The organism is Arthrobacter sp. 05L45_2, from assembly GCF_056397525.1.
Genome location: NZ_JBFTNO010000003.1, coordinates 12,305 through 26,572 on the forward strand (window position 1 = coordinate 12,305; position 14,268 = coordinate 26,572).

At 69.4% G+C, this 14,268-nt stretch carries 15 protein-coding genes; 7 read left to right on the forward strand and 8 right to left on the reverse strand.

All coding sequences use genetic code 11. From position 1 onward, the window contains the following. Nucleotides 1-16: 16 nt before the first annotated feature. Together AC1DHD_RS00545 and AC1DHD_RS00550 are read right to left on the reverse strand one after the other, a co-directional pair. Nucleotides 17-649, reverse strand: a complete 633-nt coding sequence (locus AC1DHD_RS00545) for a LuxR C-terminal-related transcriptional regulator (protein ID WP_476877837.1) — start codon at nt 647-649, stop codon at nt 17-19. A 53-nt stretch (nt 650-702) separates the two neighbouring features. Next, entirely contained in the window at nt 703-2,079 is a 1,377-nt protein-coding gene (locus AC1DHD_RS00550; RefSeq protein ID WP_476877804.1) for an ATP-binding protein, read from the reverse strand. A gap of 124 nt (nt 2,080-2,203) precedes the next feature. Between AC1DHD_RS00550 and AC1DHD_RS00555 the strand changes: the two genes are divergently transcribed. The 5 genes from AC1DHD_RS00555 (at nt 2,204) to AC1DHD_RS00575 (ending at nt 6,361) form a co-directional block, all read left to right on the forward strand. After that, on the forward strand, nt 2,204-3,847 hold the full coding sequence (locus AC1DHD_RS00555) for a PspC domain-containing protein (RefSeq protein WP_476877805.1): 1,644 nt from the start codon (nt 2,204-2,206) through the stop codon (nt 3,845-3,847). 1 nt (nt 3,848) lies between these two features. Then, on the forward strand, nt 3,849-4,115 hold the full coding sequence (locus AC1DHD_RS00560; RefSeq protein ID WP_476877806.1) for a hypothetical protein: 267 nt from the start codon (nt 3,849-3,851) through the stop codon (nt 4,113-4,115). A gap of 3 nt (nt 4,116-4,118) precedes the next feature. Continuing rightward, nucleotides 4,119-4,373, forward strand: coding sequence for a PspC domain-containing protein (locus AC1DHD_RS00565; RefSeq protein WP_476877807.1), 255 nt, complete (start codon nt 4,119-4,121; stop codon nt 4,371-4,373). A 207-nt stretch (nt 4,374-4,580) separates the two neighbouring features. After that, nucleotides 4,581-5,606 (forward strand): 6-phosphofructokinase, encoded by a 1,026-nt coding sequence (locus tag AC1DHD_RS00570; RefSeq protein ID WP_476877808.1) that lies wholly within the window; start codon nt 4,581-4,583, stop codon nt 5,604-5,606. Between the two features lie 44 nt (nt 5,607-5,650). Beyond that, nucleotides 5,651-6,361 (forward strand): GNAT family N-acetyltransferase, encoded by a 711-nt coding sequence (locus AC1DHD_RS00575; RefSeq protein WP_476877809.1) that lies wholly within the window; start codon nt 5,651-5,653, stop codon nt 6,359-6,361. Here the strand turns inward: AC1DHD_RS00575 and AC1DHD_RS00580 are convergent. The 6 genes from AC1DHD_RS00580 to AC1DHD_RS00605 all read right to left on the reverse strand — a co-directional run bounded on the left by AC1DHD_RS00580 (nt 6,358) and on the right by AC1DHD_RS00605 (nt 11,849). After that, on the reverse strand, nt 6,358-7,905 hold the full coding sequence (locus AC1DHD_RS00580; protein ID WP_476877810.1) for a DHA2 family efflux MFS transporter permease subunit: 1,548 nt from the start codon (nt 7,903-7,905) through the stop codon (nt 6,358-6,360). The two genes, AC1DHD_RS00575 and AC1DHD_RS00580, sit on opposite strands and share 4 nt — an antisense overlap. A gap of 74 nt (nt 7,906-7,979) precedes the next feature. Next, the gene (locus AC1DHD_RS00585; protein WP_476877811.1) at nt 7,980-8,396 is read right to left on the reverse strand and encodes an ankyrin repeat domain-containing protein; all 417 of its coding nucleotides are present in this window, start codon (nt 8,394-8,396) and stop codon (nt 7,980-7,982) included. Then, entirely contained in the window at nt 8,393-9,475 is a 1,083-nt protein-coding gene (gene ygfZ / locus AC1DHD_RS00590; protein ID WP_476877812.1) for a CAF17-like 4Fe-4S cluster assembly/insertion protein YgfZ, read from the reverse strand. Before ygfZ ends, AC1DHD_RS00585 begins: the two co-directional genes overlap by 4 nt. Before the next feature lie 22 nt (nt 9,476-9,497). Further along, complete coding sequence (locus AC1DHD_RS00595; protein WP_476877813.1) at nt 9,498-10,244, reverse strand: flavodoxin family protein; 747 nt, start codon at nt 10,242-10,244, stop codon at nt 9,498-9,500. 71 nt (nt 10,245-10,315) lie between these two features. Next, nucleotides 10,316-10,930 (reverse strand): nitrobindin family protein, encoded by a 615-nt coding sequence (locus AC1DHD_RS00600; RefSeq protein WP_476877814.1) that lies wholly within the window; start codon nt 10,928-10,930, stop codon nt 10,316-10,318. A gap of 184 nt (nt 10,931-11,114) precedes the next feature. Further along, nucleotides 11,115-11,849, reverse strand: coding sequence for a permease (locus AC1DHD_RS00605; protein ID WP_476877815.1), 735 nt, complete (start codon nt 11,847-11,849; stop codon nt 11,115-11,117). Between the two features lie 376 nt (nt 11,850-12,225). Here AC1DHD_RS00605 and AC1DHD_RS00610 point away from each other — a divergent pair, with 376 nt between their 5' ends. Continuing rightward, complete coding sequence (locus AC1DHD_RS00610; RefSeq protein ID WP_476877816.1) at nt 12,226-12,924, forward strand: winged helix-turn-helix transcriptional regulator; 699 nt, start codon at nt 12,226-12,228, stop codon at nt 12,922-12,924. Nucleotides 12,925-13,190: 266 nt separating this feature from the next. After that, nucleotides 13,191-14,189: a mycothiol synthase gene (gene mshD / locus AC1DHD_RS00615; protein ID WP_476877817.1), complete on the forward strand. Its 999-nt coding sequence runs from the start codon at nt 13,191-13,193 to the stop codon at nt 14,187-14,189. Nucleotides 14,190-14,268 lie beyond the last annotated feature (79 nt).

Sequence of the window (14,268 nt, forward strand, 5' to 3'; positions counted from 1 at the left end):
ATAGCGCATCTTTGGGTTAGAGGAGGCGGCGCTGCGCGGCCCAGCGGGTCAGTTCGTGCCGGCTGGAGAGCTGGAGTTTCCGCAAGACCGCCGAGACGTGGGTTTCCACCGTCTTGATCGAGATGAACAGCTCCTTGGCCACTTCCTTGTAGCTGTAGCCGCGGGCGATCAGCCGCATGACCTCCAGTTCGCGGGCCGAAAGCCGGTCCAGCTCGTCGTCCGCGATGTCCGCAGGCGCCGTTCCGAAGGCATCGAGGACAAAGCCGGCCAGCCTCGGCGAAAAGACAGCGTCGCCGCCCGCGACCCTGCGCACGGCGTCGCTGATCTCGGCCCCGGAGATGGTCTTCGTGACGTACCCCCTGGCTCCGGCGCGGATCACTGAGACCACGTCCTCGGCGGCATCCGAGACGCTCAGCGCCAGGAACTTGGTGGTGCCCAGCAGCGGCGCCGAGCCGGCCAGGACGTCGCGGCCGCCGCCGCCCAGTCCGCCCGGAAGGTGGACATCAAGGAGCACGACGTCGGGACGCGCGGCTGCGATGACGGCGACGGCTTCTTCCACTGTTCCGGCCTCGCCGACGACGTCGATGCCGGCGTCCAGGTCGGCCTTCAGTCCGGAGCGGAAGATGGCGTGGTCGTCAACGATCACCACACGCGTGGCCGCGGGCGGCGCCGCCGCCCCGTTGTTGCCCCTGGGCTGGCTGCTCACTGTGTGTCCTCTCCGTTGGTTCCGGGCGCAGTGGTGCTGCTGCCGGCAGTTGCTCCGGTGCCCACCGGGCCGGTGGCCGCGAGCGGCAGCCGGAGGCGCACCTCGGTGCCGTCGGCGTTGCTGGCGATGACGGCCGTCCCGCCGTGGCGGCGCATCCGGCCGATCATGGATTCCCGGACGCCCAGCCGGTCGGCGGGAATCGATCCGGGGTCGAAGCCCGGTCCGCGGTCCTTGACGAAAACTTCCGCGGCTTCATCGGTGACTTCCAGGTAGACCGAGACCGCTCCACCGCCGTGGCGCGCGGCATTGAGCATGGCTTCACGCGCAGCCTGGACCACGGCTTCGAGGCGCTCGGTCATGGCGCAGTCCCCCACCGTGACGACGTCGACGGCGTGACCGAGGGAGTCTTCGACCTCGGCGGCCGCAGCCTTGATCCCGTCCGACAGCTGGCCCGCCCCCTGCTCGGGATCCCGGTACAACCAGCCCCGCAACTCCCGTTCCTGGGCGCGGGCCAGCCGGACGACGTCGTGCTCATTGCCGGCCCGGCGCTGGATCAGCGCGAGGGTCTGCAGTACGGAGTCGTGCAGGTGTGCCGCGATCTCGGCCCGCTCGGTGGCCCGCACACGGCCGGCGCGCTCGGCCTCGAGGTCGCGCCAGAACTTCAGCCCCCACGGCAGCAGCACCAGGGCAACACCGCCCAGCACGGCTACCGAGGCGAGCAGGGCCAGCCAGGTCTGCTCCCAGGAGCCCGAACCGGAGACCATCAGCAGGACCCCTRCGATCACCAGCCCGAGCCCGGCCGCCACCCGCGCCCAGCCGCCGGCCTGGTCCGCCTTGGTCTTATCCACGATGCCGGCTCGCCGGGTCTCGTCCAGCTGCATCCAGGCGATCGCGGCGCCGCCGAGGATGGCGGCCACGGGAATGAGCGTGCCCAGCGGGACGTCCACGCCCAGGAGCCGGGCAATCAGGATGGCCGCCGCCAGCAGGAGCCCGGCGCCGAGCAGGATTTCCTTGCCGTATTGCATGCCGGGGAACCGGCCGCGCCGGACGCCGGTGCCCCCGGCGCCTACGCTTCCCACCCCGGCGCTCCGGCCAGCGGCCGGTCCCTCCGCCACGGGTCCGCTCACGGCCGGGGCGATGGGCGACGCCGGCCGGCGGGCGTTGCGCTTGGCGCTCTCGTCCGCGGTGGGGACCATGATCCATAGCCACGCATAGAACGCGACGCCGGCCCCGCCGGCGAGCGCCGCCACCACCATGCCGATCCGTACCATCCGCACCGGCCAGCCCAGATGGACGGCCAGGCCGGCACAGACGCCGGCAATCACGCGGTCGCTGCTGCGGGCCAGCGGCGGGCGGGAAACGACTGTTGTCATGGATCAATCCAAACACGGACGGGGGTTTCCCGGAGCCGTTTTCCGGCCGAACCGGGGCCTACTCAGGGGCCGTTCAGGGTCTTCCCCAGTAGAGCCGGAACCGCGCAGGCGGCAGGATCGAAGTATGAACCCGCACACTCCGCACCCAGATGAGGACCCGAACGCATCGGGCCGCCCGGACAGCTCGCCGGGCACCACTCCGGACGGCTCACCGGAATCCCCGCCAGCCGGCCCGGCCGCGCCCGGCAGCGACTCCGCCACCGGACACACCGCCGGCCCCGCAGGCGATCCTTTCAGCAGCCCGACCGCTTCCGGCCCTGGCGCCCCCGGCGCCCCCGGCGAGGCGCCGCCCCTCTACCGGCCGGGCGGCCCGTACCCTGCGGGTCCCGGAAGCACCCCGCCGGCGTCGGCAGGTCACCCGCAGAATTTCTTCGACTGGATCCGCAGCCACGGGATCCACCGGGGCCGCGAGCGGTGGATCGGCGGAGTCGCCAGCGGGATCGCGCAGCGGTTCGGCGTCGACCCCCTGATCGTGCGCGGCATCCTGATCGTCCTGACAGTGTTCGCCGGCGTCGGCGTCCTGCTCTACGGCCTGGCCTGGGCCCTGCTGCCCGAGCCCGACGGGCGCATCCACGTCCAGGAGGCGGCCGCGGGACGCTGGAGCTCCGGCATGACCGGCGCCCTTATCACCACCCTTCTCGGATTCCCCGGCCTGGGCGGCGGGGTCTGGGGCTGGAGCCACGGCGGCTTTGCCGGCTTCGCCTGGACCGTATTTTGGGTCGGCGGCGCCATCTACCTGATCTACTACCTCACCCAGCGCAACAAAGCCCGGCACGGCGGCACCCCCATGTACAGCCGCCCTGGTCCCGGCTGGGCGCCAGCTCCGGGCGCACCCACCGACGGAACGACCCACAGCGCCTACGGCCAGGCCCACCCGACGCTCCCGCTGGACGGACTGCCGGCGCACACCCGGGCAGACGCGCCGGCTGGTGCCTCCGGCTGGTCGGCGCCTCCGGCTGGCGCCCCGCAGCCGCCCGCCGGGAACGCCGGCGGCTACGGCGGCGGCTACGGAGCGGGGGGCTACGGCGGCGGAGCGTACGGTTCCGTTCCCCCCGTCCCGGCACCGGCCCCGAAGCCACGCCACCCCGGCCCGGGGGCTCCGGCAGTCGCGATCGCGGCGGGCCTGGCCCTCCTTGTCGGCGGCGGCATCAAGGCGCTGGACGCCGCCCACGCCATCAACCTGGGCACCGCCGGCAACGCCGTGGTCTGGGCCAGCGGAGCGGCCGTCCTGGGACTCGGAATCGTGGTCTCCGGGCTCCGCGGCCGGAGCGCAGGCATCCTTGGATTCTTCGCCGTCGTCGCACTGATCATCGGCGGGATCTTCAACCTGGCGCCCAACGCCGACCGGGCACGGTTCCAACACGTCGATTGGAGCCCGACGAGCCTCGCCCAGGCAGCGGACGGCTTCGACATCACGGGCGGCAGCGGCACCGTTGATTTGACGCAGCTGAACCTGACCCCGCCGCTGGCCTCCGACGTCGTGGTCCGGCTCGATGCCACRGCCAGCAACGTCACAGTGGCCATCCCCGCCAACGTTCCCGTGCAGGTCCAGGCGGACCTGACCATGGGCAACCTAAACGACGGTGGGGGCAGCCACGGCGGTATGACCACCCAGCACAACGACTACAACACGGACAAACCCGGTGGACGCCTGATCGTCAAAGTCTCGGGAACCCTGAGCAACATCACCGTGAAGGAAGGGAACTGACATGAGCGACTTCGACAGGCCGGCGGACGTGCCGGCCACGACGGCCGTGGATTCCGGCGCTCCGCGGGCGCGGGTGGGGACCGTGGTCTGGGGACTGATCGTGCTGGCCCTGGCCGCGCTGATCATCATCTCCCGGCTGGGCCTGGTGGCCCTGAACGGAACGTACGTGCTCATCGGCCTGATGATCGGGGCCGGCGCAGCCCTGGTGGTCGGCGGCCTCCTGTCCGCCCGCAGGCGTGACAAAGACCTGACAACAAGGAAGTCTTGAAACATGGATAAGTTCTTCAGCATTGTCCGGGGCTTCGGCCTGAAGCGCGGCCCGCAGCGCTGGGTTGGCGGCGTCTGCGGCGGGATCGCCGCCAAGCTGAACGTCGACGTCGCGTTCGTCCGGATCGCGTACCTGCTCTTCGCCCTGATCCCCGGGCCCGCGTTCGTGTTCTACCTGGCGGCCTGGCTGATCCTGCCCGACCAGCGGAACGCAATTGTCCTCGAGACCTTCCTCGAACGGCGCGCCGGCCGGCCCTGAGCCCCTCCCCGCGACCGAGCACCGGCGGTCTCGAGCACCTGCGCACACAACAGTGCCCCTGCCATCCGGCGGGGGCACTGCCGCGTCCGGCGGGGGCACCGCTGGTCACGGTTTGTGTCCTTCCCCACATCCGCCAGTAGACTTCTACGTGAGCTCAGCGTGGCGCTCTGCCTGTAATCACCTTCGAACCAGGATTTGAGCCGAGACATGAAAATTGGAATCCTCACCAGCGGCGGAGACTGCCCCGGACTGAATGCCGTGATCCGCGGCGCCGTCCTGAAGGGCATCGCCGTCCACGGCCACGAGTTCGTGGGATTCCTCGACGGCTGGCGCGGCGTGGTCGAAGGCGACATCATCGACATCCCCCGCACCCTGGTCCGCGGCATCGCCAAGCAGGGCGGCACCATCCTCGGCACGTCCCGGACCAACCCGTTCGAGAACAATGGCGGTCCCGAGGTCATCAAGGCCAACATGGACCGCCTCGGCATCGACGCGATCATTGCCATCGGCGGCGAAGGCACCCTGGCGGCTGCCAAGCGGCTGACCGACGCCGGCCTGAAGATCGTCGGTGTGCCCAAGACGGTCGACAACGACCTCGACGCCACCGACTACACCTTCGGGTTCGATACCGCCGTCGAGATCGCCACCGAGGCCATCGACCGGCTGCGCACCACCGGCGAATCCCACCACCGGACCATGATCGCCGAGGTCATGGGCCGGCACGTGGGCTGGATCGCCCTGCACGCCGGGATGGCCTCCGGCGCCCACGCCATCCTGATCCCGGAGCAGCAGGCTTCCATGGAACAGATCACCGAATGGGTCGTCTCCGCCCACGAACGCGGCCGTGCACCCCTGGTGGTGGTCGCGGAAGGCTTTGTCCCCGAGGGCCAGGAGTCCCCGCACTCCGAGCGCGGGCTCGACACCTTCGGCCGGCCCCGCCTCGGCGGCATCGCCGAGCTGCTGGCCCCGGAGCTGGAGGCCCGGACCGGCATCGAAACGCGGGCCACGGTGCTGGGGCACATCCAGCGCGGCGGCGTTCCAACCGCCTTCGACCGGGTCCTGGCGACCCGCCTCGGCATGGCGGCCATCGACTCGGTCGTGGAACAGCGCTGGGGAACCATGGTCTCCCTGCACGGCACGGACATCGTCCACGTCGGGTTCGATGCCGCGCTCGGAAACCTCAAGAGCGTGCCCGCGAACCGCTATGAGGAAGCAGCCGTCCTCTTCGGCTAGGCCCCGTCGCGGGGGCGCGCACCGCGGCTGGGTAGGGTTGAGGCATGACTCTTTCGCCCGGCTCCGCCGACATCATCCAGCTCGCGTGGGCCCGGCGGCTGGGGCTCGACGACGGCGCATTCGCCGCCGCCGCCGGCACCCGCATCAGCCGGGCCGATGACGCGGCGCGTTCACTGCAGTTTGTCCGCCTGTTTGGCAGTTCGGTGCTGGTCGGCCCCCAGTGGGCGCTGGACGCCGCTGCCGGGTACTCCGACGAGGAGCTGGCCCAGCACGTGACGCTGCTGACCATCACCCGCGGGCACGGCGGCCACGGGCTGGGCGCCGCCGCACTGTTTTTCGCCGACGACCTGCCATTGCAGCAGCCCTCCGAGGAACTCAACGTCTCGCACGGGAATCCCGAGGCGATCGAGCTTGAATCGCTGTGCCCGCCGGATGACGTCAACGAGGTGGGCCTCGCTGACCTCGAGCACCGCTTCACGATCATGCACATGGAGGACGGGCAGCGTACCCCGGTGGCGTGCGGCGCCTACACGGAGTGGGAGGGCATCCTGGCCCAGCTCGGTGTGCTGGTGGCCCCGGACTGGCGACGTCGCGGCGTCGGCGCCCTGGCCGCCTCGATCGCGGCCCATGAGGCGCTGGCCTCGGGCCTGACGCTGCAGTGGCGCTCGGACGTCAGCAACCAGGGCTCGCTGGCGCTGGCCCGGCACCTGGGCTTCACCCCCGGCGGCATCCAGACCAGCGTATTGCTGGGCTAGCCCCGGTTGGCCTCCGCGCCGTCGGCTACGCCGGCGTTGTCCGCGGCCGGGACAGACGCCGGGGCAGCGGCGGGGGCACCCCAGCCGCCCTGCGGCTGCGGTTTGGCGAAGAACAGCGCCACCGCCGCACCCAGCAGGATGACGGCCGCCGGCAGCATGATCGACTGGCCCATCGCCGTCGAGAACCCGGCATGCAACGCTTCGGGCAGCTGTCCGCCGAATTCCATGGGGCTCGACTGCCGGCCCGCTCCGCCGGGCGCCGGCGGGAGTTCCGCCGCGAGCCTGGACTGGATCAGCACGGCGATGGCTGCGCTGCCGAGCACCGCGCCGATCTGCCGCGTGGTGTTGTAGACACCGGAACCGGCGCCGGCCTGCCGCGGGGGCAGATTACGGGTGGCTGTGGAGCTCAGCGGCGCCCAAATGCCGGCGTTCGCGAACCCCAGCACCGCGCTGGGCAGCAGGAACAGCCAGATGGGGGTGTCCGGGTGCATCAGGGAGGAATTCCAGAACAGGGCCACGGACATCAGGACCAGACCGGACGCCGTAATGTACTTCGGGTTGACCCGGTCGATGATCTTGCCCACCACGGGTGCCAGGCCGCCGGAGATGACGGCCATCGGGACCATCATGAGGGCGGACTGCGTGGGGGTGAGGCCGCGGACGATCTGGTAGTAGAAGATCAGCGGCAGGCTGAAGGCGGTAACGGTGAAGCCGACGGTGGTGATGCCGACGTTGGCCAGGGAGAAGTTCCGGTCCTTGAAGAGGCCCAGCGGGAGCAGCGGCTCGCCCTTGTTGAACCGCTGCCAGGCGACGAACGCGACCAGGACCACCAGGCCACCGATGATCAGGCCCCACACGGTGATAGGTCCGGTGATGGTGCCCCAGTCGTAAGTCTCGCCTTCCTGGATGCCGAACACCAGGAGGAACAGCCCGACGGCGCTGAGCAGGACACCGGGGATGTCGAACTTGTGCGGGTGGGTGCTGAGGCTGGGGACGAACCGCAGGGCAAGGATGAACCCGACGATGCCGACGGGGATGTTGATGAAGAAGATCCACTCCCAGCCCAGCCCGTCCACCAGGACGCCGCCGAGGATCGGCCCGACCAGGGTGGCGACACCGGCGGTCGCGCCCCAGATGCCCATCGCGGCACCGCGGCGGTCCGGCGGGAAGATCCGGGTAATGACCGCCATGGTCTGCGGCGTCATCATCGCGGCGCCCAGTCCCTGCAGGACGCGGGCCCCGATCAGCGTGTGCACATCCCCGGAGAGGCCGCACCACAGCGAGGCGAGGGTGAAGACCACCAGGCCGGCGAGGTAGAGCTTCTTCGGGCCGAAGCGGTCACCGAGCCGGCCGGTGATGAGCAGCGGGACGGCGTAGGCCAGCAGGTAGGCGCTGGTCACCCAGATCACGGAGTTGATGTCCGCGTTCAGGCCTTCCATGATCTTGGGGTTCGCCACCGAGACAATGGTGGTGTCGATCRGGATCATAAAGAACCCGATCACCAGTGACCAGAGGGCGGCCCACGGCCTGGCTACGTTTTCCATGCGGTTCCTTAAAGTGCGTATTGCCTGGTTAAGAGTCGAAAACCGGCGGTTCGTGCCGGCCGGGTGGTGCCGGTCTAGCCGAGAAGCGTCAGGATATCGTCGCGGCCAAACAACTGCGCGGCTGCCCGCGCGGAGGGGCTGCCGGCGTCGGGATCGGCACCGGCGCCCATAAGCAGCTCCACCACGTCGGCGTAGCCCTTGAAGACGGCGCCGGCGAGCGGCGTCTGGCCGCGGTCGTTGGCCGTGGTGGCGTCGCCGCCGTGGGCCAGGACCAGCCGGACCGTGTCCGCATGGCCGTGGTAGGCGGCGAGCATCAGCAGCGAATCGCCTGCGGCCGTGGTCAGGGTCGCGGGGGCGCCGGCAGCCAGATAGCTGCCGAGGAGGGCGGAATTTCCCTCCCGTGCCGCGTCGAACAGCGTGTGGGCGAGGGCGACGGCCTCGTCGTCGGGGGCGGCCGTTGCGGAGTCCGGTGTCTCCCGGGCGCCGGTCATCGGGTCCCCCGCAGGAATCCGGTCTGCCGGCCCACAACCTGCCCGGCGTCGGGCGCAACGATCGGCTCCTGGGCCGCGGCGTACGGTTCCTCGCCGTCCATAACCGTCAGCTGCTCGTCCGGTGAGACGGAGCGCTTGATGACCGCCAGGGCCACTGGGCCCATTTCGTAGTGCTGCCCGACGGACGTCACGGTCCCGACCTTCCGGTCACCGGCGCGGACCTCGCTACCGACGGCGGGCAGCGTGTGCTGCGAACCGTCCAGCTGCAGGAAGACCAGCCGGCGGGGCGGGTGGCCCAGATTGTGCACCCGGGCGATGGTTTCCTGTCCCTTGTAGCAGCCCTTGGCCAGGTGGACAGCGGTGCGCAGCAGGTCCAGTTCGTGCGGGATGGTCTTGTCGTCGGTCTCGGCGCCCCATCGCGGCCGCCACGCGGCGATGCGCAGCGCCTCGGCCGCGAGGACACCCGCCAGGGGCCGGTCCGCCACTGTCGCCGCCAGCGCGTCGGCCGGCACGAGGTACTCGAACCAGGGCCGCTCGAGTCCCGGGTGGGAGTCCTCCCCCACCACGGCGTACGAATAGCCGCCGGCTCCGACGTGCGGCCACGGGTCTTCCCAGACCAGCAATCCGGACCACTCGGGTACCGGCCGCGTGGATCCCACCACGGCCCACTCGGCGGAGACGTCGGCCACCTCGACCCGGAGCATGAACTTCATCCGGGTCAGCCACTCAGCCAGGGGCGCGGCCTCCGCGGCTTCGACGATCAGCCAGGTGGTGGCGCCGTCGTCGAGCACCCGGGCGTCAAACTCGATGCGGCCTTGGACGCTCAGCAGCAGCAGCTCGGTGGACTGGCCCGGCGGCAGGGCCGTGAGCTGCTGCGAGCTCAGGGTGTTCAGCCAGCTGAGCCGGTCGGGGCCGGCCACGGTCACCACGCCGCGCTGGGAGAGGTCGACGACGGCGGTGCCGGCGGCCAGCGCGCGCTGTTCGCGCAGCGGCTCGCCGTAGTGGGCTGCGACGCCGGCATCCGGGCCCGCCCCTTCGACGGCTCCAGGGCGCGACAGCAGGGGGCTTTTGGTAGTCATATGAAGTAGAAGTCCTCAGCGCTCAGCGGTATTCCGGATTTTCGAAGTCGAATCGTGTCCCGGCTTTCCATGCCTCGGGCAGGTTGCCGTAGGCCGGGATGCCACCGGCGTCCTTGAGCATCCTGGCCAGGTGCAGGAGGTTCCAGGTCATGAAGGTGGTGTTGCGGTTGGTGAAATCGCTTTCCGGTCCGCCGGAGCCGTCGTCCAGGTAACTGGGTCCCGGTCCCACGGCACCGATCCAGCCGGCGTCGGCCTGCGGCGGAATGGTGAAGCCGACGTGTTGAAGGCTGTACAGGACGTTCATGGCGCAGTGCTTGATGCCGTCCTCGTTGCCGGTAATCAGGCATCCGCCCACCTTGGGGTAGAACGCCCATTGGCCTTTGGCGTTCAGCTGGCCGGAGTGTGCATAGAGCCGCTCGATAAGTTTCTTGGTCTGCGAGGAGTTGTCGCCGAGCCAGATGGGTCCGGCCAGCACCACGATGTCCGCCTCCTGCACCGCCGGGTACAGCTCGGGCCACTCATCCGTGGCCCAGCCGTGCTCGCGCATGTCCGGGTAGACGCCGCTGGCGATGTCGTGGTCCACGGTGCGGATGACCCGGGTCGCCACGCCCTGTTTCGCCATGATCCGCCGGCTGACCTCGATCAGGCCTTCGGTGTTGGACGTTTCCGGGGACTTTTTGAGGGTGCCGTTGAAGAAAACGGCTTTCAGGTCGCTGTAGTCGGCCGGCTGGGCCGTTCGGGCGGCGGTGCCATTCGCTGTGTCATTCACTGTGGTGCTCCCTGCGTTCGCTGCGGACAACGGAAATCCAGTGAGACCCCGGCGCCTGGCCGGTCGGGGGTTTAGCCGATCTTGCTGAGGATGGCTGAAGCGTGGGCCTCGAGCCCGCCACCCGGTGTTGCGCCCTTGCCTGCGGCGACGTCCCAGCGCCACAGCAGCTTTCCCTCCACCAGCCCGAAGATCCGGGTTGCCGCGGTGTACTCCTTGGAGTGGCTGCCGCGCATCACCATGTCGGTGCTGAGCTGGATCTGCGGGCCCTTGATCTGGCCGTAGTACAGCTCGGAGATGCCGCCCGGGTGGGAGATGGAAACGGAAATGTCGAACCCGCCGTCGCTGTTGCGCAGTTCCTCGACCTCGTCCGCGCTCTTGAGCACGGGGACGATGTCGGCCGGGATGAGCCCGGGACCGCCGTCCTCATCGCGCTGCTTGCGCTCGAGCGCCCAGAATCCGGTCTCGACAGTGAGCGGACGGAGCTTGGTGCCCTGATCGTCCGTCAGCCACGATTCGGCCCGGTACTGCAGGTAGGGCAGGCCGTTGTGCGTGAAGGACACATGCTGGCTGAAGTGCTCCGAGTCCTCTTCGCCGGCACCTAGCCGGCCGGTGCCCTCCCACTCACCAATGAGCCAGGACAACGGAACAATCTCGGGTGTCAGATCTGTAGGAATTTCAATCGGCACAGCAGCTACCTCTGGAAACTACGGGTTCTGGACGGGTGTCGGGAAAGGTGTGTCTACTTCTGGCCCTTGAAAAGGCGGTACACCACAAAGCCGGCGAACCAGGCCATCGAGAGGCCGGCGACGGCGAGCAGGACAAGGAAGAAGATCTCAAATGCAAGTACGGACATGATGCCATCCTAACCCGTTAGTGAATGAGTAGTTTGTCTATGAAGTAGGCCAGCGAACCGACGGCGGAGACGGGCCCCAGACCCATGCCCAGCACTGCCGGAAGGTTCAGGGCCGAGCCGCGGATGATCACCAGCCGGCGGAAGCTGACCAGGACGGCGCCGATGACGATTCCGACCAGGGCGGCCGGCAGCACGGCAATGTCGGAGAGCACCAGGCCGGCCAGCGGACCCGCGAGGCCCGCACCTACGATGCCCAGCGGCGCGACGATCCTGTCGGGCCAGCGGATCAGGCCGGCCATGAGGGCAATCGCGGCGCTGATGGCGGCGATGAGCAGCATTTCCCGGACCCCGTTGAACCGCGAACAGGCGATCCAGCCGGCCCCCAGACAGGACAGGAGGACGCCGGCGCAGGAGCCGAGGGTGGATTCCAGCCGCTGGGCCTGGCCGGTGCCGCGGATCAGTTGCATCACGAATATCGCCATCACCCCGGCGGCGACGAACGCCGGCGTCCAGTCCAGGAAGCCCGGGGCGGGCAGGTAGGTGGCTGCGACGGCTGAGCCGATTCCGGGCAGTCCGATCAGTGCGGCGAGCGTTTTCTTGGCGGGGATGCCGAGGAAGTGCGGCCAGCCGATACCGACGCACGCGGCCGTGATGACCGCGACGGCGAGCAGGACTTCCGGGCTGGAGTACGCCCCGGCGATGATGGCGGCCACCCCGGCGAGCCCGATGACGCCGACGCTCCACGACTTCATGGGTGCTCCCCCGGGTTTGCCCCCGGGGCATGCCCCGGAATGCGCCCCATCAGGGCGCCCTCGACGCGGTCCCCCACGATCACTTCAGCCACGATCAACCGGTACCTTCGCTCACTGCGGACCCACTCGGCCTGCTCGACTCCGCCGGGCTGTTGGCCCGACGGGTCAATCCTGCCTTATATGAACGATTTGTGTCGGAGGGGAACCAATTCGGAGCAACGGAACAGTGTCCGCAGGGGGTCATTTGGGTATACTCAAAGCTCAGCTACGCTTCCTCCGGCTGCCGCGGTCCAGGGCACCAACCGGAAGTCCAGTACCGGCCGGTGGAAGCCCGGCTCAGACGCCCAATGATGCGCGGACACCCCTTGGAGGAACCATGTCGCACATCCTGCTACTGACGAACAGCACCGGATCATCGGTGGACGTCCTGCCTGCGCTTGAGTTGCTCAACCACCGCGTGCACATCCTCCCGGCCGAACCCACGGCCCTGCTCGAAACCGACCCGTGCGACATCGTTCTGCTGGACGCCCGCAAGGACCTGGTGGGCGCCCGTTCGCTGACCCAGCTGCTGAAGGCCACCGGGCTGAGCGCTCCCCTGATGCTGATCCTGACCGAGGGCGGCATGGCTGCCGTGTCCTCGGCCTGGGCAGTAGACGACATCCTGCTCGAATCGGCCGGCCCGGCGGAGGTCGAGGCCCGTATCCGGCTCGGCGTCGCCCGGGCGCAACCGGACCAGGACGACACCCCCACCGAGATCCGGGCCGCCGGCGTCGTGATCGATGAGGCCAGCTACACCGCGAGGGTCAACGGGGCGGCCCTGAACCTGACGTTCAAGGAATTTGAACTGCTCAAGTATTTGGCCCAGCATCCGGGCCGGGTGTTTACCCGCCAGCAGCTCCTCACGGAGGTCTGGGGCTACGACTACTACGGCGGCACCCGCACCGTGGACGTCCACGTCCGGCGGCTGCGGGCCAAGCTCGGCGCAGACCACGAGAACCTGATCAGCACGGTCCGCAACGTCGGGTACCGCCTGACGCTGGTCCGGCAGCCGGATGAGGAACTCACGGAGGCCTAAGGCCACGGCTGATCCACAGGCGGTTCGCGACACGAAAAAGCCCCGAACCAATTGGTCCGGGGCTTTTTTGCGCCGCTTGGCGCTGCAGTGGAGGACATACGGGTCGAACGTATCGAGGCCACCCCAGTGGTGGATCCCCCTCAAACCAACTCAGCGTTTCGAAGCGCTCAGCCGGATCAGATAATGACTATACGTGCCCCGGGCAAATGCATCAAATCGGCCCGGGACCCACGCGCGTCGGCCCGGCTGGCGTATAGCCTTGCAGCATGAGTCCCGCGAACCCGGCAAACTGGCCCGTACTCACCTCGCAGGGGGCTGTCGATGAACAGCTGCTGCGGGACGTCACCACCCTGGTGGCGGCCGCCGAGGAGTCCGACGGCAACCCGCCGCTCTCCGAACAGACCCTCGTCACGCTCCGCGCCCCGCAGGCGGGCCCGCACACTGTCTTGGCGCTCGCCCTCTATTCCCCCGACTACTCCCGCGAGGACGCAGGGGCGTCCGCGGGGGGATCCGCGCCGCGGGGCAACGACCTGGCCGGGGTCGCCGTCGTGGTTGGGGAAGCGGACGGGACCGGGGTCCTGGAAGTTGCGGTGCACCCCAATTACCGCAACCAGGGCGTCGCGGACCGGCTGGTGGGGGAACTGCAGGAGGTGCGCGGCTTCGCGGGCCTGAAGGCCTGGTCGCACGGCAACCACGAGGCCGCCGCGGACCTGGCCGCCCGCTACGGCTACGGCGCCGTCCGCGAACTGTGGAAGATGCGGCTCGCCACGGCGGCCTCGGAACTTCCCGACGCGGCGCTGCCCGACGGCGTCGCCCTGCGCAGCTTTGTGCCCGGCCGCGATGAGGAGGCGTGGCTCGCGGTCAACCGGGCGGCTTTCGCCCACCACCCCGAGCAGGGGAACATGAGCCGCGCCGACCTCGACGCGCGCATGGCCGAGCCGTGGTTCGACCCGGCCGGGTTCCTGCTCGCGGTCGACGCCGGGGACAGGATCCTGGGCTTCCACTGGACCAAGGTGCACCCGCGGCACGGCGAGCACCCGGCGATCGGCGAGGTGTACGTCGTCGGCGTCGCCCCCGAGGCGCAAGGCACCGGACTCGGCAAGGCCCTGACCGTCGCCGGCATCAAACACCTGCAGCACCAGGGCCTGCACGCCGTCATGCTGTACGTCGACGCGGACAACATCCCCGCCGTCGCACTGTACCGGCGGCTGGGCTTCTCGCGCTGGGACGTCGACGTTATGTACGCCCCGCTCGAGGGCCGGTAGCCGCACCGGCGGCCGGCTCCCCGGCACGGCCGAAACCTGGGCTCGCCCGGGAGCCGATTCCTTGTAAGGTTGAAGCTAA

Excerpts from the sequence above, each read along its gene's own strand:
- mshD (WP_476877817.1), top strand. The coding sequence starts at position 13,191 with ATGAGTCCCGCGAACCCGGCAAACTGGCCCGTACTCACCTCGCAGGGG.
- AC1DHD_RS00605 (WP_476877815.1), bottom strand. The coding sequence starts at position 11,849 with ATGAAGTCGTGGAGCGTCGGCGTCATCGGGCTCGCCGGGGTGGCCGCC.
- ygfZ (WP_476877812.1), bottom strand. The coding sequence starts at position 9,475 with ATGACTACCAAAAGCCCCCTGCTGTCGCGCCCTGGAGCCGTCGAAGGG.
- AC1DHD_RS00565 (WP_476877807.1), top strand. The coding sequence starts at position 4,119 with ATGGATAAGTTCTTCAGCATTGTCCGGGGCTTCGGCCTGAAGCGCGGC.
- AC1DHD_RS00575 (WP_476877809.1), top strand. The coding sequence starts at position 5,651 with ATGACTCTTTCGCCCGGCTCCGCCGACATCATCCAGCTCGCGTGGGCC.
- AC1DHD_RS00570 (WP_476877808.1), top strand. The coding sequence starts at position 4,581 with ATGAAAATTGGAATCCTCACCAGCGGCGGAGACTGCCCCGGACTGAAT.
- AC1DHD_RS00585 (WP_476877811.1), bottom strand. The coding sequence starts at position 8,396 with ATGACCGGCGCCCGGGAGACACCGGACTCCGCAACGGCCGCCCCCGAC.
- AC1DHD_RS00560 (WP_476877806.1), top strand. The coding sequence starts at position 3,849 with ATGAGCGACTTCGACAGGCCGGCGGACGTGCCGGCCACGACGGCCGTG.
- AC1DHD_RS00610 (WP_476877816.1), top strand. The coding sequence starts at position 12,226 with ATGTCGCACATCCTGCTACTGACGAACAGCACCGGATCATCGGTGGAC.